Here is a 26,211-nt window from a genome sequence, read left to right on the forward strand (position 1 = left end):
TTTTTTTAACTCACTTTTCTAACATAGCTAGTTTGACTTCTAGACAAGGTACGTTTTAGTCGATGTCCCATAACACCTGCAAAAATTGCTAGAATGATATCTTTTGGCAGTGGAACAACCATCCATAACCAAGCCATCTTATAGGTAAACCCATCTGGAGCAGACGCCCAAATTTTATAAGCTGCATACATCCAGTTCGTTCCGAAAACATAGTTGATTGCCATCCCTATAAGTGCAGCAAAAGCATATACCCGAACTGTATTTTTCATTTTTTCAATTATGTAACCCGTAGCATACGCTGTAAAAACATAAGAAACAATAAATCCAAATGTTGGCCTCAAGAAATGGCCAAGTCCTCCTCCAAATTGAGCAAATACTGGAACTCCTACTAAACCTACAAATGCGTAGACCATCATAGCGATGGCTCCCAATCTACTGCCCAGGACCACTCCTGCTAAAATAGCAAAAAATGTTTGCAACGTAATGGGTACTCCCCCCACGACCATGAATGGCGCAAGGGCTGTAATGTTAGCCCCTACAGCCATTAGAGCCACAAACATTGCTGCTAAAGTAAGATCAATCGTTCTAAGTTTCATAACCAGCCCCCCAAATATTCATTAAATTAAGAATAATTGGTCCGTCAACTTATGTCAACCAAAAATATTATTAGGTTGACATAAAAGTTTATTCATAACTGGAATATGCCCGTCTTGATTCAATACAGTACCCATATTTAACCCATTTTCATACAATAGGATAGGTATTCGACTAGATGAGATTATACTGGCTTTTCAAAGGAGATGAAAAGGAAAATGACGATTAGAAAAGCAACCTACGAGGAAACGCAACGGATCTTGAATTATCATTTAGTGGTATTAAAAGAGGCCACCATGGGTTACGTTAAGCCAAGCCGTGAAAAAGCGATTGAAATGATGACTCCTTTTTTAAATGGCGGTGGTTATTACCTTGTTCGGGTTAAAAATAATGTTATTCAGGGCTGGGTGGGATTAGGTCGCATCATTGATCAAAACACGGATGAAGAGGTTGGCTTTATCAATGAAATGTATGTACTCCCACCCCATCGCAAACAGGGTGCTGCCGAAAAATTATGTAAAGCAGCTTTCATCCAGTTACGAGCAGAAGGCCATAAAAAAGTCCAATTGAATGTTTATGCCGGAAACCATGCCAAACATCTTTACGAAAAGCTGGGGTTTAAAGACGTTTCCACCCTAATGTCAAAAAACTTGGATTAAATTTTGTAATGTTTTTACTAAATATGTATAGCAGAAAATCTAATGACCCTTTACATCTCTCAACTGATTTAAGGGGAATCAGTTTCCCTCTCTAATGACCGCTAACACTATTTTTCTGGTTCAATGGGAATCAGATCCCCTCTCTGATGACCGCTAACACTATTTTTCTGGTTCAATGGGAATCAGATTCCCTCTCTGATGACCACTAACACTATTTTTCTGGTTCAATGGGAATCAGATTCCCTCTCTGATGACCGCTAACACTATTTTTCTGGTTCAATGGGAATCAGATCCCCTCTCTGATGACCGCTAACACTATTTTTCTGGTTCAATGGGAATCAGATTCCCTATCTGATGACCGTTAATACTATTTTTCTGGTTCAATGGGAATCAGATTCCCTCTCTGATGACCGCTAACACTTCTGGTTCAATGGGAATCAGATTCCCTCTCTGATGACCACTAACACTATTTTTCTGGTTCAATGGGAATCAGATTCCCTCTCTGATGACCGCTAACACCCTTTTTCTTCTTCAATGGGAATCAGATCCCCTCCCTAATTCCCTCAGCAACCATTTTTATGATTCGAAGGGAACGAGTCTACTATTCTACTCTTTAAAGTATTGCACAATTGTTCCTTTGCCATCTTCAACCTCAACCACTCCAAATGCACCATTCACAAATGTAATTTGTGGTGGTACATGACCACAATCGATGTCATAAATAATCGGGATTTGGAGCTCATCAGACAAGTCTTGGTAAACATCCTCGATTGTATAGTTTTCAACTGATTCATTGGCAGAACTACGACCAAACATAATACAGGAACAGTCTTCAAACCAACCTGCTAATTTCATCTGTACTAACGACCTGCGCAAATCTGTCGTTATTAAATCACAATTCTCAAAATACCACATGATGGGTTCTTCGTGAATATGATTTTCCCTAAAGTTCTGTAAATCCCCAAAAGGGGTACCAATTAAATGTCTAATGATATCAATGCACCCACCCAGCAAACGCCCTTTAGCCTTTACCTTTTCGCCTGAAACGGTTTTCCATTTGGTTTCCTCTGTTAGATGAAAAACACAAGGAGATGGGTTATCATGCTGCCACATCTGTTGATATTTTTCTGATGAAAATTGGGTAATAGATAATCCTGTTTTTGTTGATAAAACACTCTCCCACATAGCAGTAGTATCATCAGAAAATTCGCCTCTTAAATCAATTAAGTTCGTTCCATGTGCCGTAGCAATACCTGTCTTTAACGTAATGGCCAGCAGCAACATGCTCGTATCCGAATAACCGAGCACCCACTTATTATTCATGTTATCAAAATCAAGCTCTTCTAGGATTTCAATAAGTAGCTCTCCACCCCACGGAGGGAGGATAAGATTGATGGTTTCCTCCTTCATCATTTCATTAAACTCTTGGGCACGTTTTTTAGCAGGAGAAGATTTTGCTTTATCCTGAGTCCAAACGGTATCACCACAGATAATACTATAGCCTCTTTCTTCTAGTCGACTGCATGAAAGTTTCACTAACTCATGAAGCTCTTCTTCCACACCTGATGAAGGTGCAGTTACTCCTATAGTTGCCCTTTTTTTCAAAAATGGATATGTAATCATTCTAACTCTCCCCTTTCTTAACTGCAGAAATTATTACCATTATTCTACAGTTTCCCTCGAAAAGGTACTAGCCTAATTTGTAGGATTCTTTATGAAATGTTGCCATATATTTAAGGCAATCTTCCCCATTTAATGGAGTAGCTGGCTTCCTATTAAGGTAAAGCACCATCGCCATATAGTGCTGTGGCCCCCATTTATAGCAATGCTTATAATCATCTAACAGCTGAAAACCACATTTTTCCCAGAAATGAATTCTGGCTAGATTTCCTGGTGTTTCATCACATTCTACTTCAACCAGAATACGTTTGAATTGAGTCTGTGACCGTGCCCATTCTTTGATGTATTCACAAAGTTCTTGTCCAAATCCATGACCGCGTAAATCCTTTCGTACCGCTAAGTAATCCAGCAGCAGTACACTTGAGTTTGGCATTGAACCCGTCAGTGCCATGGCAAAAACCTTATCGTTTTCGATTAACACATGTAGAGAACTAAGCCCCTTTGCAAACATATTTCGAATAATCTTTTCGGGTTTGGTTGCATGCTCTCCGAAAGCAACATTATAGATATCTTTGGTCTTATGCCACAGGTCTTCATCCCATTGTTTTGTTGTAATAAACTTCATAATTCTAGTTCCTTTGTTTGAAATTTTTAAGATCTTTTTAGCATCCTACTAGCCAAACGCGGTTGTCTTTCCATATACCATTGAAAGAACCAAATCGATGTGGCCAGCCAGAATCCACTGGCAAAATACCCGCCAATTACATCGCTTGGGTAGTGGACACCTAAATAAATTCTACTTATCCCTATCATAAAGACTACAAAGGCGCTAAACAGCAGTAAAAGGCTCCGACCCACTCGTTTAAAAATATGTCGCCAAAGTAGAAAGGTAAGAATTCCATAGACCGTAAAAGCATTCATGGCATGCCCACTTGGAAAGCTATATCCACCAATTTCAATCAGGCGATGTAAATCAGGACGCGTTCTTTGGAAGATTTCTTTGAGTAATAGGTTTAGTAAAGGCGACCCTGCAACGACAGCAATAAATAATATCAATTCTTTCCGGTGGTGCAGCACCTTATAGAGAAAAAAGATAATCAATAAACATAATACGACTACTACTTGTGTTGAACCAACCACTGTAAAAAACTCCATTACTTTTGTGAGAAACGGAGACTCTTGGGATTGAACGGCTCCGATGACGCTTTGATCGAAATCCATAATCATATCTGCCCTAATGAGAATGGCAACTAAACTAAATGCTGCGAGCGAAACCAGGCTAATAATAAAGGCGCGAGTAAGCTGAAACTTCAAATTCATATCAGTAACCCCTTCATAATCAATAAACATATAATTTCCCATCCAAACCAATCCTACTAATACATTACAAACAAAAAAGCACCAAATATACAAAAACCGCTGCATATAAGCGATTTATTGTATATTTGGTGCCTGTCACCATATTATTGTCACCTATGCGAATTTCTCTGCTAATGTTGTTTCTTGTTTCACTTGCATGATTTGCTGTGTTTTGATTTCGTTTCTTCTGTTCATTTCGAATATTTTTAGATGATCTGACTGAATTTTATTTTCAAATAATGCTTTTGTTAGGATTGGCGCTAAGATATGAGCGTCTTTCATTCCACAATTAATTCCAATGGCACCTGTTGGTGTCATGGTATGTGCAGCATCCCCAATGAGGATTAATCCGTCCTCTACCCATGTTTCACATCGCGAGCTTTGAACTTTTAGACAGACAAAGTTGTTCCAAGATTGAAGGTGTTCTTTTACACTTTGTTCTAGTTCCGGAAAGCTTTCAATCAATGGCTCAACAAATGGCTGTAACGAGCTTTTTCTCAAGGTAGGAAATGACCCTTCAGCAATATTCCAGCCGATTTGGATGAGTCCTCCCGTCTGTGAAAACAATGCCAACTGATGTCCATTTACCAGAACCATTCTTGTTGTTGGTTCCCAACCTTCTGGAGCCGGGATTTTTGCCCACAGAACATCATACCCGTGTGTCATTTCAATCGTTGGGATTTTTGCAAGTTTCCTGACTGTTGAGTAGCGGCCATCTGCACCTATCGTAACCTTGCTTGAAATGTGGATTTCTTCCCCATTCTGTGTTGCTTTTACACCTGTATAGTATCCTTGTTCATCTTGAATCAGTTCTTTAACAGTGGTGTTAAATAATAGTTGAAAATGATTATACTCTTCTGACTCTTCAATGATAGCTGTTAATAAATGTGCTTGAGGCACATGAATGCCTACATGATCCTCATGGTTTCCGGGTGTAATGCTTTTCACTATATTTCTACCAGCAAAGTATTCAACTTTTTTCATTTTAAGAATACCTAGCTCTTCTATTCTCTCAAATAATTGATGTTCTTTTAGAATTGCCTCTGTTTCAGCGTTAATATGTTCGCCTCTGAATTGACGATTAACTCCAGCAGAGCGTTCAAGAATAATGGTAGATACACCGTTTTTAGCTAATAAATGTCCGAGTAATGTCCCTGCAGGTCCGCCGCCAACGATACAAACATCTGCTTGTAAGTTCATTTATACCCACCTTCTAGTGTTATATAATTTTATCAATATATTATAATTGTTATTTAACAATTCGTTTCGTGTAATAAGTTTCTTGATAAGAAAAAAAGTTAAGTATAGAGTAACAAATTAAAAGTTCATGGTCAATCATTATTTGTTTATGTAGCAAACAAAATAAACATTACTAAGATGTTTGCTTTAAGTAGGCAATCTTATTAATTATTTGTAAAATTTAATTCATTTAGTTTGAAGTACTTTAAAGAAGCTGTTAATGAATGTTAAGAAATGGCAAATCCAATATATTTCTTCTCCAAAGCTTGTATGATAATCCTGTAGTACAAATTGCAAGCATTCAAGGAGGAATTTTAAGATGAAAAGTTACAAAACTTGGTTAGTTGCTTTGATGTCAGTTTTTATGTTGCTTGGAGTTGCCACTGGATGTAGCGATACTGAAAATGATGATACTGAAACAGAAGAAACAGAACAAAATGAAGACGGAACAGAAGGAACTGAGGAATAAGCCATATATTGACTCACACAATACGAACAATCAACAAGACGGCCTACAGCCGTCTTGTTTTTACATTATTTATGTCTTACCAAAATATCAGACAGAATATTTACCCTAACGCTATTTTTAATCTTGTCTCTTAATGTCGATACAATAATGGAACTTCCCAGCCAAAACATGAGACCAAGTACAATACTCAATGTCCAATTGCCACTGACCTGTAATACGGTCCAAACCGTTGCCACGCAGACAACACCGCCAATCATTCCAAAAACTGATCCATTTGCAATTTTAGCAGCCTTCTTTGAACCAGAAGCAATTCCTACCATTAAAACGGCAGTAAGCATTACGGCTGGAAAGGCTGCAAAGATTCCTGCAAGAATCTTCCACGGAGAAATGACCGTTATCATATAGCTTACCATCACGGCTGCCCCGCCGAGAATAAAGCGAATCAGTAAATCTTTATACATAAGTTGCACCCTTTCTCACGAGTTAGTTGTAATCATCACAACCGCCATTGATACAATCAACCAAAATCCCATAGCCTGGATAAGACCGCGTTTCCAGCCTTGTCTTGGCAAGAGGTATCCTGCAAGAATCGCCACTAGAATATTAATCCCCATGCCGACGATGGCGCCTTTCGATAATAGAATGGAGTGAGCTACTAATTCCTCTCCACTAAAGTCCAGACCCACTGTCAATAAAGCCGCTAAATACACGGCTGGAAAAGCCGCAAAGATTCCCCCAGCTTTTTCTCCTAAATTCCTTGCAACAAGTGTTGAAACAGCTACGGCTGTTCCCCCTAATAGAAATCTTAATAGTAAGGCACTCATTGAAAGTTCTCCCATGATGTGTCACCTCTGTTTTATGAAAAACTAAAATAGTTTATTCTATCATTTGTGAATTTTTTCACATAAATACGATACAAGTTCATTTTACCTTATTTTCTACTCTTCACTTGTGAACATTTCATTACTATTTTTAAAGCGTTATCATATGTGATGAATATTATCAATGCATGTACACATTCTAAAAATACGGAGGTGTTGAATGAATAAAACAAGATTTTTGCTAATCGTTATGATGATTCTACCTTGGTTTTCATTACCGCTATTAGGGAGGAGAGCCATTAAAAAATATCTTCCAGCGGCTATTTTCGTTACCCTTGTCAATACACTTGTGCACATCAATGCAGAAAAGAAACATTGGTGGCGGTTTAACACCAGTATACATCCGAAAATCAGTGGCAGTGTCCCTTTTATAATAGGTCCAGAATTTATTGCAGCATTATGGACTTTAAAATACCATTATGGAAAATTCCTGAAATTTATTATTATCAATGGTATTGGCCATTTTCTTATTGCTTTTCCTGGAGTAAAGATTTTAAAACAATTAAACATCGTATCTTTAGTGAGATTCAAACCTATTCATGTGGCATTATTATTTCTTTTAAGAGGATTGTCACTATATGGCTTTCAATTCGCGATAGATTCTATGAAAAAGAAAAAAAACCCTTTATTTCGGGTTTTCCATTGAATTAGCTCTAATAGCCTTGTATTGTATCTACTCTATTGGTAAGTGGCTTGTTTTCATCGATGTTTTTGAGAGTCTCTAGAAAGCAAGCTGTCCCCTCATTTGCTGTTGTAACGGCAGAAATATGTGGAGTAATTTGAACCCTTGGATGACTCCATAATGGATTGTTTTCCGGAAGTGGTTCTTGTGCAAAGACATCGAGTATGGCAAAGCGGACTTGGTTGTCAGTCAAAGCCTGCAGTAAGGCTTCTTCATCTACCGAAGCCCCTCTTCCCACATTAATAAATCCTGCATCTGAAAGTCGACTAAAGATAGAACTGTCGAATAATTTTTCTGTCCGTTCTGTCAACGGCAAAGTATTGATCACATAATTCATTTCATTTAATCGAGAAAAATGAGAATCCAGCTTCAAGACTTCTGTATAATATTCTTTTTCTTTTCCACTTAAAGATACCCCATAAACGTCTACCCCTAGCCCAGAAAAAACTTTCGCAATCATTTGACCGATTTCGCCGGTTCCATAAACAAGAACTTTTTGATTTCCTATTAATCTAGGCGTACGCTGCTCCCATTTTTTTTGCTGCTGCTGCTCTTCGAAAATATCATGAAATTGTAAATCCTTCAGGATGTAACTTAAACAATATTCTGCAATTCTCTGTCCAAACGAACAAATCGTTCTGGTTAATAGAATCTCATCATTCCATTCCTTCTTAAATAAAAAACGGTCAACCCCTGCACCCAGCGAATGAACCCATTTCACTGAGCTATAATCATAGTCAGCTTTTAGATTAAAAGAAACAAGCGCATCTGCCCAGATTAAATCAGCCTGGGTCAGCTTATCCTCAGGAATAAAACGAAAGGACTTTCCTGGGGCTTCCTTTTCTATTAATACTTGAAGTTCTTTATACATTGGGCTGACTAATAAAATATTTCTTATATCCATGTTTTTCCCCTCTTCTAAATTAGCTTACTCTTTCGGCACATCGAGTGCTTGATAAGCTGTCTGGTACCTGCCGCCATCTGCTACTTCAGAGTGATACAATGCCTTAAGTGCAAAGTTCTTTTCAAGGTCATGTTCATTAATCAACTCTTTTAAGTGCATCTGCAATTCTTTATTTTCTTTTACTAACTGTTTCATTTGTGATTTAAAATACTTCATTATGATAACTCCTTCTTCATTATAAAAATAAGGACGATTATTGTATATTTAATCGTCCTGAATTAATTAAATTATTTTAACGCCTTACTCACTTTCAGTTTCTTTCCTTTGACGGTTGTCTGTTCCATTGCTTGGAGGACTACTGAGCCTTTTCCATTAAGGATGTCAACATAGGTTAGGTTGTCCTGGATGGTGATAATGCCAATATCTTCTGCTGAAACTCCAGGAATATTAGAGATTGTCCCAACAAAGTCTACTGCCCGAAGCTTTTTCTTCTTACCGCCACTGAAGTGGAGCTTGGTAATATCCTTGTTAATTCGTGCCGTTTTATTATTCCTGACAACTCTTCGGCCGCTTAGTTTTTCTTCAAATGCGGCTTTTCCACTCGCAACCTCATCCTGGTTTGGGACATCCATCTTAGGGATTTCAAAGCCAATGTAACGTTCAATTGCCTTAACAAATTTCTCTTCATAAGGTGTTGCGAAAGTAATCGCTTTTCCTTTGTTACCAGCTCTTCCTGTTCTTCCTGTCCGGTGAACATAACTCTCTTTTTCCATTGGAACATCGTAATTAATAATCAGTGTCACATTATCAATATCGATTCCCCTAGCAGCAACATCTGTTGCCACAAGATAGCGGAAGTTCCCCATTTTAAAGCCATCCATTACGCCAAACCGATCCTCTTGTTCAAGACCGCCATGTAATCTTTCACAAGAATAATTGGCTTTTTCCAACTCTGTATAGACTTTTTCCACGTTTTCTTTAGTTCGGCAAAATATAATGCAGCTATCTGGATTTTCAACCACTGTTAAATCCTTCAATAATGAAACCTTTTCTTCATCCTTTACTTCAATAACGGCATGTTCAATCGTATTCGTTGTGACACCCGAAGCTGCAATCTCAATTTGTATAGGATTTTTCATATATCGATGACAAAGGGTTTCAACATCCTTCGGTAAGGTAGCTGAAAAGACCATCGTTACTCGGTTCTCCGGGAGTTCTTTTATAATGGCTTCGACTTCATCAATAAAGCCCATATTTAACATTTCGTCCGCTTCATCAATGATTAGATATTTGATTTTATCTAATTCGAGCGTTCCCCTTTCGATATGGTCAATCGTACGACCAGGTGTCCCGACGACTACATGTGTTTTTTGTTTCAATTCTTCCTTCTGTTTTGAGAAAGGTTCTTTCCCATAAACCGCCATCGCTTTAATTCGTTTAAATCGTCCAATATTCGTAACATCTTCACGAACCTGGACAGCCAGCTCACGAGTAGGTGTAAGTATTAAAGTCTGGGGCTTTTTTTCCTCCCATTCCATCATCTCGCAAATAGGAATCGCAAAGGATGCTGTCTTACCGCTGCCTGTTTGTGATTTTACAACCAAATCTAGATTTTCTAATGCCTTTGGTATCACTTCTTTTTGTACTTCGGTGGGATTATCGTATTTTAATACCGTAAGCGCCCTTCTTATTTCCTCGCTTAAATGATAATCTTCAAACTTTTTTTCACTCATGTTGTAACCTCATTTTTTTGTATTATCCAACTTCTATATAGGATTTCTCTGAAAGAATTATCATATGCAAAATCTGAATATGTTAATTATACTTGAAATACATGACATTTCGACTTTTTATTTCAGCACACTGTTACACAGCAGCTTTACAAGACTTAAGAGAAAGGGTACATTAATTAAAGAAGCTGTTTTGCACTTTTCACCATATAAATATCAGAAAAGTCAAAAATATAGTGAAAAATCTGTTATAATGGAAATATCCTGTTCTAAGGATAGTATAGATCACTCACTTAACAGCAATTTTATACATCTGTGGATCTCTTTTTTTAATTTAACTATATTTTTTATTAGGAGGTAATCTATGTATAAAATCAAGGATAAGGAAAAACTTTTCATTTACACAGGACCCGATGGCTCTGGAAGAAAGACCATTGCCAAGATGGTCGCGACCGCGTTTGATATGGAAACGGTACTTTCTTACACGACTCGTCCTCCCCGTCATTATGAACAAGATGGCGTTGACTACCATTTTGTTACAGACGAAGCCTTCAACAAGCTGAAGGACAACCAAGAATTTCTTGAGAGTGTGGATATCGATGGAATTCATTATGGAATTCGCGAACAGGATATCGTCAAGGCATTTGAAAACCATAATCTTGTCTATCTAACGTTAAATCCAGAAGGCACCGAGAAATTAAAAAGTATGTATGGCGACCGAGTCATGCGCTTATTCATCTATTCTGACCGTGATACGGTTATCAAGAGACATCAGGCTCGAAATGACAAAGAAGAAGATATCCAAAGACACTTAGCACACTATGATGAAACCATGGCTTATAAAACTGAATGTGAACATGTCTTTGAAAATTATGACTCACCACAAGTTTCTTTTCAAGTTAGTGAAGTCATTGAAGCTTTCCTTGATCAAAATAGAATTGTCACCGATTATTAATAAAAGGTCCATTGATAGGAAATTAACCCTGTCATTGGACCTTTTTTATAATATTTTTCTTAGTATAAATTAGCCCTGCTGTCATCCTTAATATTTGCAAACGAAAACGAAATAGCGATTTTTTCATGTGCATAAGCAGGTTGTTAACGCTAAACATAATACATACTAACATAAAAATTGAATGAAGTGTTCTTGAATGAAAAAAAACAAGGTAGATAACAGGTTGAAATTATCTAAATAACACTGTATAATTAAGTGTTGAAAACATTATTTAGGGGGAACTCTTTTTGTCGATCGAAGTAGGCAGCAAAGTACAAGGTAAAGTAACGGGTATTACTAATTTTGGAGCGTTTGTAGAATTACCAGGTGGCACAACTGGCCTTGTGCACATTAGCGAAGTAGCTGACAGCTATGTTAAAGACGTTAATGATCATCTCAAAGTAGGGGATCAAGTTGAAGTTAAGGTAATTAGTGAGAAAGACGGAAAAACTGCCTTGTCTATTAAAAAAGCTATTGATAAGCCAGAGGGGCAAACTTCTTCTTATTCCCAGCGTCCACAACGCCAAGGTAGAGATAATAGGCAATCAAAAGACTTCCGTTCAAAAGGCGGCGGCAACTTTAAACCAAAAGAAAACTTTGAAGATAAAATGGCTAAATTCTTAAAAGCTAGTGAAGAAAATTTATCCAGTTTAAAACGCAGCACCGAAACAAAACGTGGCGGCAGAGGCGGAAGACGCGGATAATTATAGATAAAGAAGGCAAGCCCCATGAGGCTTGCCTTCTTTTATTTATTAGAGATGATGGGTTCGAAGATTTTGGTAATCGAAATACATTAATTCTTTGCCAAATCTCTTCGATTCGCTGCCATAGGAGGCTGCTCCAACCATTCGTTCTCAATCATGAGATTAGCTCCGTCCTCTGACAGCTTCAAAACCTCCGTAATATACCGTGAATAATCCACAACCAAATCGGTTCTTTGACTTTCTGAAATCGCGATTCCATAGTTTCCTACCCCAGCATAAATCATCAGATTAAAGTGAAACATCATTAATTTATCAGAAAACGGGGATTCATTGGAATCAGTAACTTCCTGTGCTAATGAAACCGGAATTGAAAGTGAGTCCATTTCTAAATAGCTGCTTAAAACATTAATATGTTTCAAGGATACATCTTTTCCTCTTAAAAAATATTTACGGACTTTTTTGGATTTTGCCACCTGACTAAAAGCTGTTGAAATTGCCACACCGAGGTGATTCGTCAGGATGTTCGCACAAAGATTGGTAACCTCTGTTCCCGTAAGTCCTTCCCTTCTTCCTAATCCTTCTAAAATAAAGGATTGTTTATGGATAAACTCTAATTTTTGTGGATATGGAATAACAGAAGGACGAATGGCTAATCCCTTTTCTAATAAGATTGTAGTTGCTTTATTATCCAATTCCAAAGTATCTGTTAAACATTCAGAGTAGAAGGAGCGGTTATCCTGACGATAAATGTTTTGTAACACCCTTCCATAGGTGACTAGTCCACCTTTGGTCATATTGCGAATATATCTCAAATAAAAAACATCAGAGAATAACCGTTTTGCCCTTAAATTTACATCTTGTTCGGTAAATCCCTGTGGAATCTGAAATTGTTCCTTTGTAAAAACACTACGAATGAAGTCAATGTGCTGTTGCGAGAGTTCCAGAGCGTTCGTGATGAGCGATTTAATAGTACTGTCATTCATATGTACAAGAAAATAATTCAATACGCAGACTGACATACTGTCTGCCAGATAACTTGTCCATAGATAGGACAATTCAGAAGCTGTTAATTTGATATGATTAGGGTTTTTATCCATAAAAATTTCCTCCTATTATCTTCAAGCATAATATTTCCAGTATAGGAGGAAATTATTTGCGAAAGAGAGTTCAACTTACACAGCGATTTCTTTAATTGATTTATTAACAGCCTGTCTAAATGTCCAAATGATGTCTGTTAAAATACCTGTCTCCACTTTTATTTCTTTTATGTCCCAATACAATTCATTCTTTCGGTGATAATAAAAAGCACCATCAGATGATTTCATAATTGTCAGGATTCCCTTAGGATTCTCTGTTTCCATAGTAAGAAAATGTTTTTCTCCATCCCAATTTGCAAATGCTTCGAAAATTTTTAGAAACACCTGGACTTCTCTTTTACTCTTAAGCACACTATCCACTCCCCTTTTTTAAAATAATGTATGAAATGTCTCCGTATTGAATACCTTCAGTTCGAGTATGGTTCTGATTATAGTCAATAAAACAAGCAGCAATCCATCAACCTGTTAGAAAAACTAGCATGGTTTTCATCCTTTTTAGGATGGGGTGGCTACACTAAAACTAAAACCAACAAAATTTCTCATTAAATTCTAATAATTTTATCATCATACTCTAACTCCGGTACGAGATAATGGAATTAAGAATACGGATATTCACCTGGGGAGATGGCGTGATGAGCGTTGTCATTGGCTATGTTTCAGATTATTTCTCGATTGTAATGACCGATACACGGATAACCTATGGTAAAAATGCGGAAATGGGTTGGGATGACAATGTTGAAAAGCTGGTTTCGATACCAAATATGGGATGGGCGACTGGTGTAGGGGTATTTAACTTTATTCATAACTTTAATAGAAAATTAGCAAAACTGAAAAATACTACCGCTAGAATAATCGAGGAATTATTTGAGAAAACACTTGAATACGAAAAGAATAAAAACGAATATTTGAAAGCTCAATTTGACTCTACCGTCATTACCTGTCCCAGGATAGGAAAGGAAGAAAATAAAAGTAAGTTTCGTGTAGGTTTGTTAAACAAAGAGCACTTCGGTAACAGACTCATGGAATTAGGAAATAATCATATTACCATTTTGTATCCATATGATTATTTGGATGACCTAAGTAAGGTAGAGAACCTTGAAAAGAGATTTAATATGTATACTGAATTCAATGGCGATTTATGGAAACTCCTTCAACATTTGCATCAAATTTTCGCTGAGATTTCGACAAACTCCTCCGGTGTCAGTAGAATCTGCGATATCAGTATTCAAGTTTACTTGGACAATGATTTATATAAATTTCAACTAAAAGAAGATGTCCGTCCACTCATTAAAGCTGCAAAAAATGGCACCCTCTTAAATAAACTTTCCGTCGTGATCTAGAATTGTTACCGTAACTGGTTGCTCGTACCTTCTTCGGGTACAATCCAATTTTTAAAATAAGTTAAGGCTGTCCAAAAAGTCAAGTAGACCTTTGAACAGCCTTTTATTAATTTTATCTCTTGTTCAACTCATCCAATAGTGGAAAAAGCTCTTCTAAATGTTTAATTTCATAGGTTGGTATGACTTCATTTCTTTCTTTATCGTGACGGTTAATCCAAACAGATTTAATCCCGGCCCTATTGGCACCAAGAACATCCGTCATTAAGTTATCCCCCACCATCAGGACTTCATCCTTCTCTAAGGACATGAGTGACAACGCATGCTCAAATATCGATGGATCAGGCTTTCCTATTCCAAAAGCTCCTGAAATGACAATTTGGTCAAAATATGGGACAAGCTCTGGTGTAATCGAAAGTTTAGTGTTCTGCAAATCAGGTGATCCATTTGTTAACAGAAGCATTTGGTACTTTCCTTTTAATGAATCTAGTATTTTAAACGATTCATCGTACACAAACGGCAGATTACTGCGTTCTTGTGGGAATCTTTCCGCCAATTCATGCCCAAAAGCGGGATCATCCACACCCATCGCCTTCAGCCCCGCTGTCCAGGCCTCTTTTCGATAACTAGGAACGATTTCTTTCATTTTCCTAAAATCATCGTGGTCATCTAAGAAATTCCCCCATAATCCTTCAAATGGATTTATTCCGATCATTTGTGTAAATGAATAGGTCTCATAGGAGGAATATAAATTTCTTGCAGCCTCACGTACCGCTTCTTCTAGTTCACTTGCATCTACACCATACCGTTTCTCTGCTACTTTACATGTCGCAGCAAATGCTTCCTTGATACTTTTTTGATCCCAAAGCAGTGTATCATCTAAATCGAAAAAAATTGCTTTTATCATTTCCTGAGCCTCACCTTCAACCAAATATATTTTACTAGTTTACCACTTTTTAAATTAAAAGAATATTCTTTCATAAAATAAAAATGGAGCTAAATATACTTTGTAATATAATGGTAGTATCAAAGACGTAATCTAATGGAGCGGAGCATAACAAAAAATTCCTGCTTCTTTATCCCAGAATGATTAAGAAACTCTATTGTATAGAGATTGATGTTCCATTGTTAATCCCGCTGGCACCAAGATTTCCCAGTAAGTTTGCATGAAAAGCACCGTAATCAAGCCATTTACCAAATACAAGGAAATCGTAATCCGTTTATTATTTTCCTAATTTAACAGAATGTTCTCCAATTTCCATCTATAAAAAAAGAGTCCCAGGAAATACATTCCTGGGACTCTTTTTTTGGTAATTTTAGTCATTTACTATACGTTTTTCCACCATTTCTTTTATTTGAGCTAGGTGACGTTTTTCATGTAATCCTATAAATTCCACCCATTGCTCCACACTAATGGTTCCAAATGCAGGGTGTTTTCCCGAATTAACTTTTAACTCTTCAGGGTCATACACTTCTAGGAGTTCAATTAATGACTGCCTAGAAGAGTCTAACCTTTCTTTTGCTTGCAAGATGCTAGTAAACTCTTTAATAGGTTTCATGTTTTCTGGTGCCTTGTATTTACTTGAACGATTCAGTGTTGAATCTAGTGGTTTATGTTTTATGGCCTTTTTTCTTTCACCTTTTACCAGTATTATTTTTATTTCTGAGGTCATCACTTTTTCAATCACATACAGATGTTCTAAAATATCTAAAATGGACCATTCTTCATTTTCAGCAATGAGTGCTGCTTCTTTGTCTGATATATTGGAGACATAATTTAGTAACTCTGCCCTCGCCACCTTTATTCCGAACATTTCTTCCCCTCCTTACCCATTTATATTTACACCCAACTCAAACAGATGCAGCTACCCCTCAATTACACTCTTCAACTCATTGCTTATTTTTACTTCTTTCGGTTGGGTTAAAAGTGAAATTGCAATAAATAATACTGTAGATACTGCTAATGCAAACGCCCCATTTATTACACCAGGAGGAAGAAACTTAAAACCGTATTTACCGCCAATTTCTAATATTATATTTATCACTAGACTAATCACAATGCTTCCAATTGCTCCGTATTTAGTTGCTTTTGACCAAATTAATCCTAATACAACAGAAGGGAATATAGCTGATGCAAACAGACCCCATCCAAATACTCCTAATAAACCAACTAATGTATTCATATAAAAAGAGAAAATAGCCGAAAGGACGAGGAGACCTAGAACAGCAATACGACTCCAAAATAACTCATTTTTCACTTTTAAGTTAAATGACTTTGGGATATCTCGTACTATGCTTGCTGCACCAATATTTACAAAACTACTACCTGTTGACATAATAGCTGACATTAAACCTGCAATGACTAATCCACTTATAAACGGTGACGTAAACATTGATAAAAAAACAGGTAAAGCATCATCCGGTGATTTCAACTCAGGAAATTTCCCTTGAATCTTTAATACTAAAGCAGCAAGCCCTATGCCTATTACCAACAGTGTGGTTATCATATAGGATATGCTAGCAGTAAAAGCCCCCCACTTTAAATCCTTATCATCTTTAAGTAGTAAAAACTTTGTGAGAAAGTGAGGTTGTGCTGCTGCACCTAAGCTAATCATAAAAAACCAACAGATTACGGTTATAACAGGGTATGTGCCAAAAGGTGAGGCCAATGTTGGATTGGAGTCAATAAGTGTTTGAGACATTTCGGGAATTCCTCCACCAATATTGATTGCAACGAAAAATACAATTATTGAAACAACAATCATGATTATTCCTTGAAATAGATCCGTATAAACGGCAGCCAGAATCCCACCGCCAACACAGTAAAAAGCCATGATTGCTAAACCTATTATTGCACCTACCATTGGTGTTACTCCAAAAATGGAATGCATGATTATGCCCATTGCTTGAACTTGTGTGCCAAGATACCCCAAAACCCCTAATATCATTGCAACTGAAATCCATCCGCGCGCTGCCTTACTCTGATATCTAATCTCAATAATATCCCCAATTGAATACACTTCACCAATCCTGCTAATTTTATATAATCTTTTTCCGATTAAGAACCATGCTAGTGCAAAACCTAAAGGAGCTGAAACCATTAGTCCTGATGCAAATCCTAAACCGCCGTTAAATGTCATTCCTGTTCCACCCACCATACCAAATCCACTCTGGATGGATGAAAATGCTGCAATCGCCATTACAAACATCCCCATGTCTCTACCAGCCACAAAAAAGTCACCACTCGTTTTGGTCTTCTTGGTTGCCCAATATCCGATTAAAACACATACCAATAAATAAATAACTGCAATTGCAATAATCGTTGGATTCATGTAAATCCCCTCCTTCTTTTTTTATAGGTATCTATATATCTAATGAATTTGTATTAATAGAAGACTTCTTTACTTCTGGCTTGCTAAATGTCCAAACGTATATTAATGAAAAACTAGCACACAATGTCCAAATTCCAACATAGTAAATGGCTGTACTAATAGTAAAACCAAATATTAAATTTCCTCCTCCAATAGGTGAATGGAGCGTCGCTATGTCTAACCATCCCTGTAAGAGTAAAAATAGGAATGTGACAATGGTAGGAATCCAAATGATTTTTTTATTCACTATTATTTTTTTAGCCAATCCAATTAATAACAGTATTCCTACGAGAACTATATACGGGTAAATGATTAATCGAAATGATCCGACGAGCATACCAATGATAATTAATACGAGTAAAGCAGTCGAAGCGTATACAAACCTATTTGACATTCTCCTCTACCTCCTTAAGATTCCATCAGAGAAATGGTTAAACATATTGTTATTTCTTATTAGATATTGATAACTTACTCCCCTATAAATTGAGGCGTTCTTTTTTCATCGAATGCCAAAATTCCTTCTTTTGCATCTTTGCTTTTTAATGCCTGTTGTGCAAAGTTCCATTCCACTTTAAACGCTTCATCTAAAGACAAGTTTTGCAAACTAATAACAGCTTGTTTAGTAGATTGAACCGCAATTGGTCCATTTTGGATAATTAGTTCAGCATATCGATCAACTTCTATCATTAGATCCTCTAATGGGACCACTCTATTAATCAAGCCTATTTTCTCAGCCTCCTCAGCAGATAATTGTCTTCCAGTCAATAGAATTTCCATTGCTCTGCAATAGGGGATTTGTCTGACCAGTCTTACTAAAGAACCACCTGCAGCCATAATTGACCATTTTGGTTCTGGCAGCCCGAAAGTAGCATTTTCAGCCGCAATTCTGATGTCTGTTGCTTGCAATAATTCTGTACCACCAGCTAAACAATGACCATTGACTGCTGCAATAATAGGCTTGGTGATTGGCTTGAACTTCATCATTGCATGATTTATTTTTGTTTCGAGTTCATCATTTCGCTCATCCCCGAGTAAAAGTGGTATGGTCTTTTTTAAATCGGCACCGGAACAAAAGGCTTTTTCTCCAGCACCGGTAATAATCACAATTCGGATATCTGGATCATTTTCTGCATCCTGGAACAAATCTCCTAAATATCCCCATCCGTTTGGAGTTAATGCATTGAACACCTGAGGACGATTAATCGTTATAAGTGCTCGATTGCCTCTTTTTTCATAAATCAGTTCATTTTCCATGGCTTTATTCCTCCCCTACTTACGTTTGTTTGTACCATATTCGTAAAAGAGACAGTCCCTTTATGAATTTTTGGAACTGTCTTATTGTGTTTGTAGTAGCTACATTAGCAAGGTCAGCTTTTGAGATTTAAAGCCCCAAGTTGCTCACGTAAACGATATTTTAAGATTTTTCCTCCCACGGTTTCAGGAATGGTTTCAGTAAAGATAATTTGTTTGGGTGTTTCAAAACCACCGAGTTTTTCACGGCAAAAACTGATTAACTCAGCTTCCGCAACATGCTTACCTTTTTTAAGCACTACTACTCCTGTAACCATTTCACCCCATTTTTCATGAGGCAAAGCAATTACAGCTACTTTTTCTACAGCAGGATGCTGTCGAAGCACTGCTTCTACACGAATGCTGGAGACATTTTCTCCACCAGACTTAATAATATCCTTATATCTATCGACCATTATTGCTAAACCATCTTCATCATACATACAGCTGTCTCCTGAATGAAACCAGCCATGTTCAAAGGCTTTCCTTGTAGCCTCTTCGTCCTTATAATATCCAGACATGACTGCAGGTGACCGATATACCGCTTCCCCTTGAACACGCGGATCATTGATAACGCTTCCATTTTCATCCATTATCACCGAAGCAAGAATTGGATTAGGGACACCTACATAGTTAACTTCTGGTGCATTCTTTTCGTAGGTTTCAGGCCACTTATCTGGCCAAAAACGATAACAGGATATTGACTCTGTTTGGCCAAAGATTTCAAACGTCACTAAATCACGTCCGCATAGTTCCTTTAACTTTTCATGATAATCCGGACTAAGCTGAGCCCAGCCGTATACAATTACCTTTAAACTGCTCACATCATATTTGTCTCTTTCTGTAAGGATTAAATCTGTGAGACCAGTCAAAAATGCAGGCGATCCGGACCAAAGGGTAGTTACCTTTTCCTTGGTGATGGCTTCAGCCATTGCCGGCATGTTAAGCGTACGTCCAATCACAAATGTTCCCCCTGATAGAAAAACAGGATATGCAAATATTTGATCAGCAACATGGAACATAATTGGAAGAAAACTACAAACCTTTAATTCATTTTCAATCGATAATCCTCTTGTTATTGATAGAGCGAAACTATACGCAGACATATAGGTATTCGTGTGGGATACCATAACACATTTAGGCATTGAAGTAGTTCCAGATGTGAACAACATTTGCCAAATATCATCCCCATGAATTTCAACATCTGGTTCGTTTTTTGAATGTCCTCCGTAAAATTCCTCAAACGACTGACTTCCAGGAATTACCCCTCCACCAATTGGAATCGTAATGTCCAGCTTAATATTCAGTTTACTGAAAACATTTTCTATTTTTGGCCAATGCTCGGAGTCTGCAATAAAAAGTCTCGGTTCAACATGGTTAATGAGATAGGTAATGACATCTGGAGCCATCATTGTATTCATAGGAACAGCAACCATTCCAGCCTTAGCGACAGCAATTTTAGCCAAAAATCCTTCTACAGAGTTATCACAAAAGAAAAGGACACGATCTCCCTTTTTTAGTCCTCTTTTGAAAAGTGCATTGGCAAATTGGTTGGCCTTATCGTCTGCCTCTAGATAAGTAAGTCTTGCATTATCCGGGTGTGCATACGCACCTTCCCACCCGACTAAGGCCTCTTTATCAGGAAAGCTATACTTTAGTCTTTCGAGCATGTCTCCTACAGAAGTTCTTTCCCACCTGTTAACCCTTCTTCTGTTATATAGCGAAGTTACATCGACTTTCATACCCTTCACTCCTCGCAAAAATTCTATCTACCAACCTTCTATTACTCTTTCTAATTTAGGTTCTACTGCTGATTTAGTTAATAATGAAAAACCGCAATTTCATTATTTTTTAGCAGCTGATGAAATAATTTCTTTAAGGGATACCTGCGCCTTTATTACATTATCAAAACACTGCTCAGGAAGGTTTTCCTTTAAGATAGATTTTTGTATTTTCTGGCTGGCTGTCTTCGGAAACTCGTTAATATATTCAACATACCGAGGAATCTTAAAGTATGCTAATCTTTCAGAACACCAATCAATAATTTCCTGCTCTGGAACAGTCGCAGCACTTTCGCCATCTTTCAATACAATACAGACTCTTACCTCTTGTTCCCGAATCGAATCTGGGACTGGTACCGCTGCCGCTTCCATTACTTTTGGATGCGCTTTCACGCAATCCTCCACTTCCATTGATGAAATGTTTTCCCCACTTCTTCTTATGATGTCTTTTTTCCGATCAACAAAATAGAAAAATCCATCTTCATCTTTTTTCACCATGTCACCAGTATGAAACCAGCCACCCTCCCATGCTTTTTGAGTTGCCTCAGGATTTTTATAATACCCCTTCATCATCGCAGATCCCTCTGGGCGAGGATCTTCTTTGATAACCAATTCACCCACTGTTCCATTTGGAAGCTCTTGGTTATTTTCATCTACAACACTAGCATGAAAACCAGGAAGAGTTTTTCCCATACAACCCGTACCAACTTTTCTCTCACCGTGAATTGGAGTAACCATCGTCAAACCAACTTCCGTCATGCCAAACACTTCAACCGCCTGTAAACTAAACCTTTCTTCATAGAGCTGGTGATACTCATTAGATATTCCAGCACCAAGTGTCACTCTGACATTATGTTCTCTATCTTTTAAACTTGGTTGCATGGAGTATAGTATTGCTGGCATAACGCCTAAGTAATGAAATTGAGTGGCGTTATACTTGATGACATCCTCCCACCAACTCTTAGGATGAAAACGGTCTAACACAATAACACTTGCCCCAAGGATCAATGCCCCCATTACAGATAAAATCTGGGGATTCATGTGAAATAATGGTAAGGGTGTTAACACTCGATCCTCACTTGTAAGTTCGAGTGCTTCAGCCCATAGACACGGGTTAACTAAGTAGTAACTTTGAGGCTCTACACATCCCTTGGGATGACCGGTTGTTCCTGATGTATATAGAATGGCCGCATCATCATCTCTTTTTATTTCTACCGAAGACAAATACGGTGTCTGCTTTTCTAAAAAATCATAAAAGCTAATAACACTTGTATGATTACATTGTTGGATCGAGATGACATATTCAATCGAAGGACATTCCTCACGAATTCCTAAGACCATTTCCAGAGCATTGTTTTCCGTTACCACTATTTTCGAGTCAGAATTATCTAACACATAAGAGGTCTCAGTAGACTTAAAAAAATTGTTGATGGGCACCAAAACGGCACCGAGTTTCGCTAAACCAAACCAACAGTATATGAACTCTATACAGTTGGGGAGATAAAGAGCGACTTTATCTCCTTTTGTTACACCTAATTCATGAAAAAGGCTTGCTACTTTACTTGAGATCAGATTGATTTCTTCAAAAGAAATTTCTTTCTCATCACAATAAAGGAACTTTTTCTTTCCAAATTTTTGCGCCGATTGTTCAATTACTTCTCTAACACTGTTAAACATTTACGACACCCTTCCTCAAAACTCTATTATTCTAGTAAGGGAAAAACGTAATTCCATGCCCCAATGAATTACCGCCATCAATAATAATATTTTCACCCGTGATATACCCGCTGGCCTTACTGGATAAGTAAGCTGCTAACCAGCCGAGTTCTTCAAGATTTCCAACCCGCCTTAACGGAACAGCCTTAATCGTGTTGTCGATGAAGGTCGGGTCTGCCGCTGCCATTTCTTCCTGCATCCCCTCTGTTATGAATAATCCAGCACCAATGGAATTAACACGAATGCTATGCTGTGCCCATTCTAATGCTAGGTTTTTCATTAAACCATATACCCCATTCCTTGCTGCTACCGAATGGGCTATACCAGGAGCCCCCCTATGTAAGAAGGAAACGAGAATATTCGTTATAGCTCCTCCTGTACCCTGTTTAATCATTTGTTTTCCTACAGCCTGTGTAACATAGAATGTTCCATTTAAGTTCGTTCGAATAACAGCATCCCAGCCATTTTTTGATAGTTCCTCCGCTTTTTTGGGAAACTGTCCTCCAGCATTGTTAATTAATATATCTACCTTCCCAAATCGGTTTACTGCTTGGGTAACAAGGTTTTCAACTTGGTCAATCTCTCGAATATCTGTCGGGACCGTTAATACTTCAAATCCTTGTGAAACAAATTCATCTTCTGTTTTTTTCAATACTTCTTCTCTGCGTCCAGCTAGAACTAGTTTTGCTCCTACACTGCCTAATTGATGGGCAATTACTTTACCGATTCCCGTGCCGCCACCCGTAACAATAGCGACTTGACCCTTCAGAAGGGTATTCGAAAAAATCTCTGATATTTGCATGTTTTTCCTCCATTCTTACCGCTTATACTGGATGAACCGGACATTTTTTCTCCCCAAAGGTAATATCCTTTGATTCATAATAGTCAAAGTGTACAATCGTTTCTTCGCGAAGCTGGTCATACGGTATAACCTCATCGATAATGAGCTCAGAACCAAGTGCATAAATGTTAATATCCTCTGAATACTCTTCACGCATTTTCTGAATAAATTCAGGTCGTTCCGCTTCAGGAAGTGCTTGAATTTTGTTATAGTAAACAGCATTAATGGCAGCCTCAGGACCCATAATGGCGATGGAAGCAGAAGGTAAGGCAATTACTTTTTCCGGATCATAAGCGGGTCCGCACATTGCATATAATCCTGCACCATACGTCTTTCGTACGATTACCGTGAGCTTTGGTACAGTCGCTTCCGAAACAGCTGTAATAAATTTTGCTCCATGACGGATGATTCCTTTTCTCTCAACGGAAGAACCAACCATATACCCTGGAACATCAGATAAAAATAGAAGAGGAATATTATAGGCGTTACAAAGGGTAACAAATCTAGCTCCCTTATCTGCTGTATCAACAAATAGGGTACCGCCCTTTACCTTCGGCTGGTTTGCAACGATTCCAACCACTCTGCCTCCTATCCGGCTAAAGCCTACAATGAGCTCAGGAGCAAACAGTTTTTTGACTTCAAACCAGGTTCCCTCATCAATGACGCGATCAATCAACTCGTACATATCATAAGGTCGATTCATATCCTCTGGAATAATCTCTTTAATAGACCTTCCAGGCTTAGCCGAAACTGCTTCCACCATTTCAGGTGTATACTTATAATTTTGCGGCATATAGGAAAGATATTGTTTGATGATTTCAATTGCATCTTCATCATTTTTTGCTAGAACATCCCCTAGTCCGCTTGTTGAGCAATGCATTCTGGCTCCGCCCATTTCTTCCATTGTTGTTTTTTCCCCAATGACCATTTCTACCATTCTGGTAGAACCTAAATAGGCACTAGCCTGTTTATCTACCATAATAACTAGATCCGAAAAAGCAGGAATATAAGCAGAACCTGCAGGTGAAGGACCAAAATTTATGCAAATTTGCGGCACCATACCTGACATTTTCACTTGATTATAGAAAATTTTTCCACTATGTCTGCGGCCTGGAAAAATTCTAATTTGATCGGTAATCCTGCCTCCTGCAGAGTCCAGCATATAAATCATCGGAATTTTTATTTTCATCGCCAGTTCTTGAATACGAATCATTTTTTCAACTGACTTCGCACCCCAAGATCCTGCCTTTACCGTTGGGTCAGCCGCTAAAAACGCAACTTTACGTCCATTAATTTTACCGATTCCGGTCACCATGGCATCCGCTGCTAAATCTGGTTTAAGCGCTTCAGCTAGTAAACCCTCCTCACGGAAGGAGCCGGGATCAAGGAGAAGCGCAAGTCGCTCACGAACCAGTAATTTACCTTGTTCCTTGGCACGATTTCGATATTTTTCTGCCCCGCCCTCTTTGATCCGTTCTTTTTCGGCTTCAATTTTTTCTTCTTTTTGTTGATTTGTCAGTTGGAATGTTTCAATTTGTGTTTTTGTCATTAGACTGCCTCCTTGTTCACTGTTACAATCTCTACCGTTACTTCACTTTCAATTACATTTCTATCAATTAAGCATGAATAGATACCTAATAATTGCCTCGGCTTTCCACCCTTCCCTAAACCGCCGCCCCCAAATGGCGGTCCATTAACAGCTAACGGTGAAAGTAATTTTCCAAATTTGGCTGCATCGCTTTTTTCTTTTGTTCGAATCGCAAAGTATAGATAAATTTCATTCAATGAATCTGATTCCACTTCATGAGCCAGGGGACCATGTAATGAATTGTATCCAATGTAACTGGTATGGATTTCTTCTGTCCTGATTCCAAGTCTATTAATCTGCTTCTTTAGGATTTCCTCTGCCTTTTTTGCCTTTTCTAATGCATTTGGCCATGAGTACCCCAACATACCGTCCCCTGCCCAGCCATTCTCATAACCTATTAAAACCTTTAATGTTGGCGGAGCAGGTTTTCCTTTTACATTTGAAACACGTACTTGGTCAGGTCCAATATCCTCAAAAATCACCGAAGTAAAATCGACAATAACATCTGGGGTGATATAATGATGCGGGTCATGAATTTCATAAAGGAATTGTTCCTTTACGGTTTCTACGCTAACCTTTCCGCCAGTTCCTTCGGTTTTTGTGAGGATGAAGGAACCATCTTCACTGACTTCGGCAATGGGATATCCGATATTATCTAAATCTTCGATATCCTGCCATGCACCTGTATAGTTCCCTCCGGTTACCTGTCCCGAGCATTCCATTAAATGACCTAATAAAACCGCGGATGCCACACGATCCCAGTCATCATAAGACCAGTTATATTCATAGATTAATGGAGCAGCAAATTGAGCAGAGTCTGTTGTACGTCCTGTTATAACAACGTCCGCTCCTTGTTTTAGCGCTTCTACAATCGGTTGTGCTCCTAAATAAACCGAGGCAAATAGCAATCGATCTTCATATTGCTCCCAGGATTCTTCTCCATCCTTTGTAAGGAAGTAGGGGCTTAACTCATTTAATCCGCCATAGATATTATCCCCTTTGACCAGTCCTATTTTGATATCATCAAATCCTAACGATTTGGCAACACGCTTCACTTCATTAACGGCCCCCTCAGGGTTAATACCGCCAGCATTAGTGATAAGTTTAATTCCTTTTGGAAAACACTCTGGTAATAATAAGTTCATCGTTTGGGTGATATCTTTTGTATAACCCTTGGTTGGATCCTTTTTTCGATCTTTTTCCAGTATGGCCATGGTTAATTCCGCAAGGTCATCGAAGCAAATGTATTGTACATTCCCATTTTTCGCTATATCTAATGCGGGTAATACGGAATCACCATAAAAACCCATACCTGCGCCAATTCTTACTTTTTTGGACATTCTAATTACCTCCAA

General features: G+C 38.0%; 29 protein-coding genes. 7 read left to right on the forward strand and 22 right to left on the reverse strand.

From position 1 onward, the window contains the following. Positions 1–5 precede the first annotated feature (5 nt). Positions 6–596 carry a biotin transporter BioY gene (locus QNH48_RS18795; RefSeq protein ID WP_283951541.1) on the reverse strand — a complete coding sequence of 197 codons (591 nt, stop codon included), beginning with the start codon at positions 594–596 and terminating at the stop codon, positions 6–8. 216 nt (positions 597–812) lie between these two features. Between QNH48_RS18795 and QNH48_RS18800 the strand changes: the two genes are divergently transcribed. Next, entirely contained in the window at positions 813–1,253 is a 441-nt protein-coding gene (locus tag QNH48_RS18800) for a GNAT family N-acetyltransferase (protein WP_095251775.1), read from the forward strand. 606 nt (positions 1,254–1,859) lie between these two features. On the opposite strand, the gene QNH48_RS18805 is transcribed toward QNH48_RS18800, so the two are convergent. The 4 genes from QNH48_RS18805 to QNH48_RS18820 form a co-directional block, all read right to left on the reverse strand. Continuing rightward, positions 1,860–2,876 (reverse strand): S66 family peptidase, encoded by a 1,017-nt coding sequence (locus QNH48_RS18805; protein WP_283951542.1) that lies wholly within the window; start codon positions 2,874–2,876, stop codon positions 1,860–1,862. 67 nt (positions 2,877–2,943) lie between these two features. Next, positions 2,944–3,498 carry a GNAT family N-acetyltransferase gene (locus tag QNH48_RS18810; protein WP_283951543.1) on the reverse strand — a complete coding sequence of 185 codons (555 nt, stop codon included), beginning with the start codon at positions 3,496–3,498 and terminating at the stop codon, positions 2,944–2,946. Between the two features lie 26 nt (positions 3,499–3,524). Then, entirely contained in the window at positions 3,525–4,193 is a 669-nt protein-coding gene (locus tag QNH48_RS18815; protein ID WP_283951544.1) for a phosphatase PAP2 family protein, read from the reverse strand. A gap of 153 nt (positions 4,194–4,346) precedes the next feature. Beyond that, positions 4,347–5,432: an FAD-dependent monooxygenase gene (locus QNH48_RS18820; RefSeq protein WP_283951545.1), complete on the reverse strand. Its 1,086-nt coding sequence runs from the start codon at positions 5,430–5,432 to the stop codon at positions 4,347–4,349. Positions 5,433–5,790: 358 nt separating this feature from the next. Between QNH48_RS18820 and QNH48_RS18825 the strand changes: the two genes are divergently transcribed. Then, positions 5,791–5,940, forward strand: coding sequence for a hypothetical protein (locus QNH48_RS18825; protein ID WP_283951546.1), 150 nt, complete (start codon positions 5,791–5,793; stop codon positions 5,938–5,940). Positions 5,941–6,005: 65 nt separating this feature from the next. On the opposite strand, the gene QNH48_RS18830 is transcribed toward QNH48_RS18825, so the two are convergent. Together QNH48_RS18830 and QNH48_RS18835 are read right to left on the reverse strand one after the other, a co-directional pair. After that, on the reverse strand, positions 6,006–6,401 hold the full coding sequence (locus QNH48_RS18830) for a DUF3147 family protein (RefSeq protein WP_283951547.1): 396 nt from the start codon (positions 6,399–6,401) through the stop codon (positions 6,006–6,008). Positions 6,402–6,416: 15 nt separating this feature from the next. Next, entirely contained in the window at positions 6,417–6,779 is a 363-nt protein-coding gene (locus QNH48_RS18835; protein ID WP_283951548.1) for a DUF3147 family protein, read from the reverse strand. 202 nt (positions 6,780–6,981) lie between these two features. On the opposite strand from QNH48_RS18835, the gene QNH48_RS18840 reads away from it, so the two are divergent. Continuing rightward, the gene (locus tag QNH48_RS18840; RefSeq protein WP_283951549.1) at positions 6,982–7,467 is read left to right on the forward strand and encodes a hypothetical protein; all 486 of its coding nucleotides are present in this window, start codon (positions 6,982–6,984) and stop codon (positions 7,465–7,467) included. 7 nt (positions 7,468–7,474) lie between these two features. Here QNH48_RS18840 and QNH48_RS18845 read toward each other — a convergent pair whose 3' ends face one another. The 3 genes from QNH48_RS18845 to QNH48_RS18855 form a co-directional block, all read right to left on the reverse strand. Continuing rightward, positions 7,475–8,407 (reverse strand): D-2-hydroxyacid dehydrogenase, encoded by a 933-nt coding sequence (locus tag QNH48_RS18845; RefSeq protein WP_283951550.1) that lies wholly within the window; start codon positions 8,405–8,407, stop codon positions 7,475–7,477. Positions 8,408–8,431: 24 nt separating this feature from the next. Continuing rightward, positions 8,432–8,623 carry a hypothetical protein gene (locus QNH48_RS18850; RefSeq protein ID WP_095251783.1) on the reverse strand — a complete coding sequence of 64 codons (192 nt, stop codon included), beginning with the start codon at positions 8,621–8,623 and terminating at the stop codon, positions 8,432–8,434. 71 nt (positions 8,624–8,694) lie between these two features. Further along, positions 8,695–10,140 carry a DEAD/DEAH box helicase gene (locus QNH48_RS18855; protein ID WP_283951551.1) on the reverse strand — a complete coding sequence of 482 codons (1,446 nt, stop codon included), beginning with the start codon at positions 10,138–10,140 and terminating at the stop codon, positions 8,695–8,697. A gap of 361 nt (positions 10,141–10,501) precedes the next feature. On the opposite strand from QNH48_RS18855, the gene QNH48_RS18860 reads away from it, so the two are divergent. Next, positions 10,502–11,092 carry a guanylate kinase gene (locus tag QNH48_RS18860; protein ID WP_283951552.1) on the forward strand — a complete coding sequence of 197 codons (591 nt, stop codon included), beginning with the start codon at positions 10,502–10,504 and terminating at the stop codon, positions 11,090–11,092. Positions 11,093–11,379: 287 nt separating this feature from the next. Then, positions 11,380–11,835, forward strand: a complete 456-nt coding sequence (locus QNH48_RS18865) for a S1 domain-containing RNA-binding protein (protein ID WP_133371951.1) — start codon at positions 11,380–11,382, stop codon at positions 11,833–11,835. An 89-nt stretch (positions 11,836–11,924) separates the two neighbouring features. On the opposite strand, the gene QNH48_RS18870 is transcribed toward QNH48_RS18865, so the two are convergent. Continuing rightward, a complete protein-coding gene (locus QNH48_RS18870; RefSeq protein WP_283951553.1) occupies positions 11,925–12,932 on the reverse strand; it encodes a DUF3231 family protein in 1,008 nt (335 codons plus the stop codon). Positions 12,933–13,007: 75 nt separating this feature from the next. Continuing rightward, positions 13,008–13,283 carry a hypothetical protein gene (locus QNH48_RS18875; RefSeq protein ID WP_133371950.1) on the reverse strand — a complete coding sequence of 92 codons (276 nt, stop codon included), beginning with the start codon at positions 13,281–13,283 and terminating at the stop codon, positions 13,008–13,010. A 281-nt stretch (positions 13,284–13,564) separates the two neighbouring features. Between QNH48_RS18875 and QNH48_RS18880 the strand changes: the two genes are divergently transcribed. Beyond that, entirely contained in the window at positions 13,565–14,272 is a 708-nt protein-coding gene (locus QNH48_RS18880) for a hypothetical protein (RefSeq protein WP_283951554.1), read from the forward strand. A gap of 112 nt (positions 14,273–14,384) precedes the next feature. On the opposite strand, the gene QNH48_RS18885 is transcribed toward QNH48_RS18880, so the two are convergent. Next, the gene (locus QNH48_RS18885) at positions 14,385–15,176 is read right to left on the reverse strand and encodes an HAD family hydrolase (RefSeq protein ID WP_283951555.1); all 792 of its coding nucleotides are present in this window, start codon (positions 15,174–15,176) and stop codon (positions 14,385–14,387) included. 255 nt (positions 15,177–15,431) lie between these two features. Here QNH48_RS18885 and QNH48_RS30585 point away from each other — a divergent pair, with 255 nt between their 5' ends. Further along, positions 15,432–15,509: an endonuclease gene (locus QNH48_RS30585; protein ID WP_481858507.1), complete on the forward strand. Its 78-nt coding sequence runs from the start codon at positions 15,432–15,434 to the stop codon at positions 15,507–15,509. A gap of 76 nt (positions 15,510–15,585) precedes the next feature. On the opposite strand, the gene QNH48_RS18895 is transcribed toward QNH48_RS30585, so the two are convergent. The 9 genes from QNH48_RS18895 to QNH48_RS18935 all read right to left on the reverse strand — a co-directional run bounded on the left by QNH48_RS18895 (position 15,586) and on the right by QNH48_RS18935 (position 26,196). Beyond that, positions 15,586–16,083: a DinB family protein gene (locus tag QNH48_RS18895; RefSeq protein ID WP_283951556.1), complete on the reverse strand. Its 498-nt coding sequence runs from the start codon at positions 16,081–16,083 to the stop codon at positions 15,586–15,588. A gap of 51 nt (positions 16,084–16,134) precedes the next feature. Beyond that, positions 16,135–17,601: a sodium:solute symporter family transporter gene (locus QNH48_RS18900; RefSeq protein WP_283951557.1), complete on the reverse strand. Its 1,467-nt coding sequence runs from the start codon at positions 17,599–17,601 to the stop codon at positions 16,135–16,137. A gap of 31 nt (positions 17,602–17,632) precedes the next feature. Next, complete coding sequence (locus QNH48_RS18905) at positions 17,633–18,034, reverse strand: hypothetical protein (RefSeq protein ID WP_133371945.1); 402 nt, start codon at positions 18,032–18,034, stop codon at positions 17,633–17,635. Positions 18,035–18,108: 74 nt separating this feature from the next. After that, positions 18,109–18,894 (reverse strand): enoyl-CoA hydratase/isomerase family protein, encoded by a 786-nt coding sequence (locus QNH48_RS18910; RefSeq protein ID WP_283951558.1) that lies wholly within the window; start codon positions 18,892–18,894, stop codon positions 18,109–18,111. A 113-nt stretch (positions 18,895–19,007) separates the two neighbouring features. Then, a complete protein-coding gene (locus tag QNH48_RS18915) occupies positions 19,008–20,672 on the reverse strand; it encodes a class I adenylate-forming enzyme family protein (protein WP_283951559.1) in 1,665 nt (554 codons plus the stop codon). Between the two features lie 102 nt (positions 20,673–20,774). Beyond that, positions 20,775–22,388, reverse strand: a complete 1,614-nt coding sequence (locus QNH48_RS18920; RefSeq protein WP_283951560.1) for an AMP-binding protein — start codon at positions 22,386–22,388, stop codon at positions 20,775–20,777. Between the two features lie 31 nt (positions 22,389–22,419). Then, positions 22,420–23,229 carry an SDR family oxidoreductase gene (locus QNH48_RS18925; RefSeq protein WP_283951561.1) on the reverse strand — a complete coding sequence of 270 codons (810 nt, stop codon included), beginning with the start codon at positions 23,227–23,229 and terminating at the stop codon, positions 22,420–22,422. A gap of 22 nt (positions 23,230–23,251) precedes the next feature. Beyond that, a complete protein-coding gene (locus tag QNH48_RS18930) occupies positions 23,252–24,817 on the reverse strand; it encodes an acyl-CoA carboxylase subunit beta (protein WP_283951562.1) in 1,566 nt (521 codons plus the stop codon). Beyond that, positions 24,817–26,196, reverse strand: coding sequence for an acyclic terpene utilization AtuA family protein (locus tag QNH48_RS18935; RefSeq protein WP_283951563.1), 1,380 nt, complete (start codon positions 26,194–26,196; stop codon positions 24,817–24,819). The genes QNH48_RS18930 and QNH48_RS18935 overlap by 1 nt, the downstream gene beginning before the upstream one ends. Positions 26,197–26,211 lie beyond the last annotated feature (15 nt).

Origin of the sequence: Neobacillus sp. YX16, assembly GCF_030123505.1 — a bacterium.
In the GTDB taxonomy this organism is placed as follows: Bacteria; Bacillota; Bacilli; order Bacillales; family Cytobacillaceae; genus Neobacillus.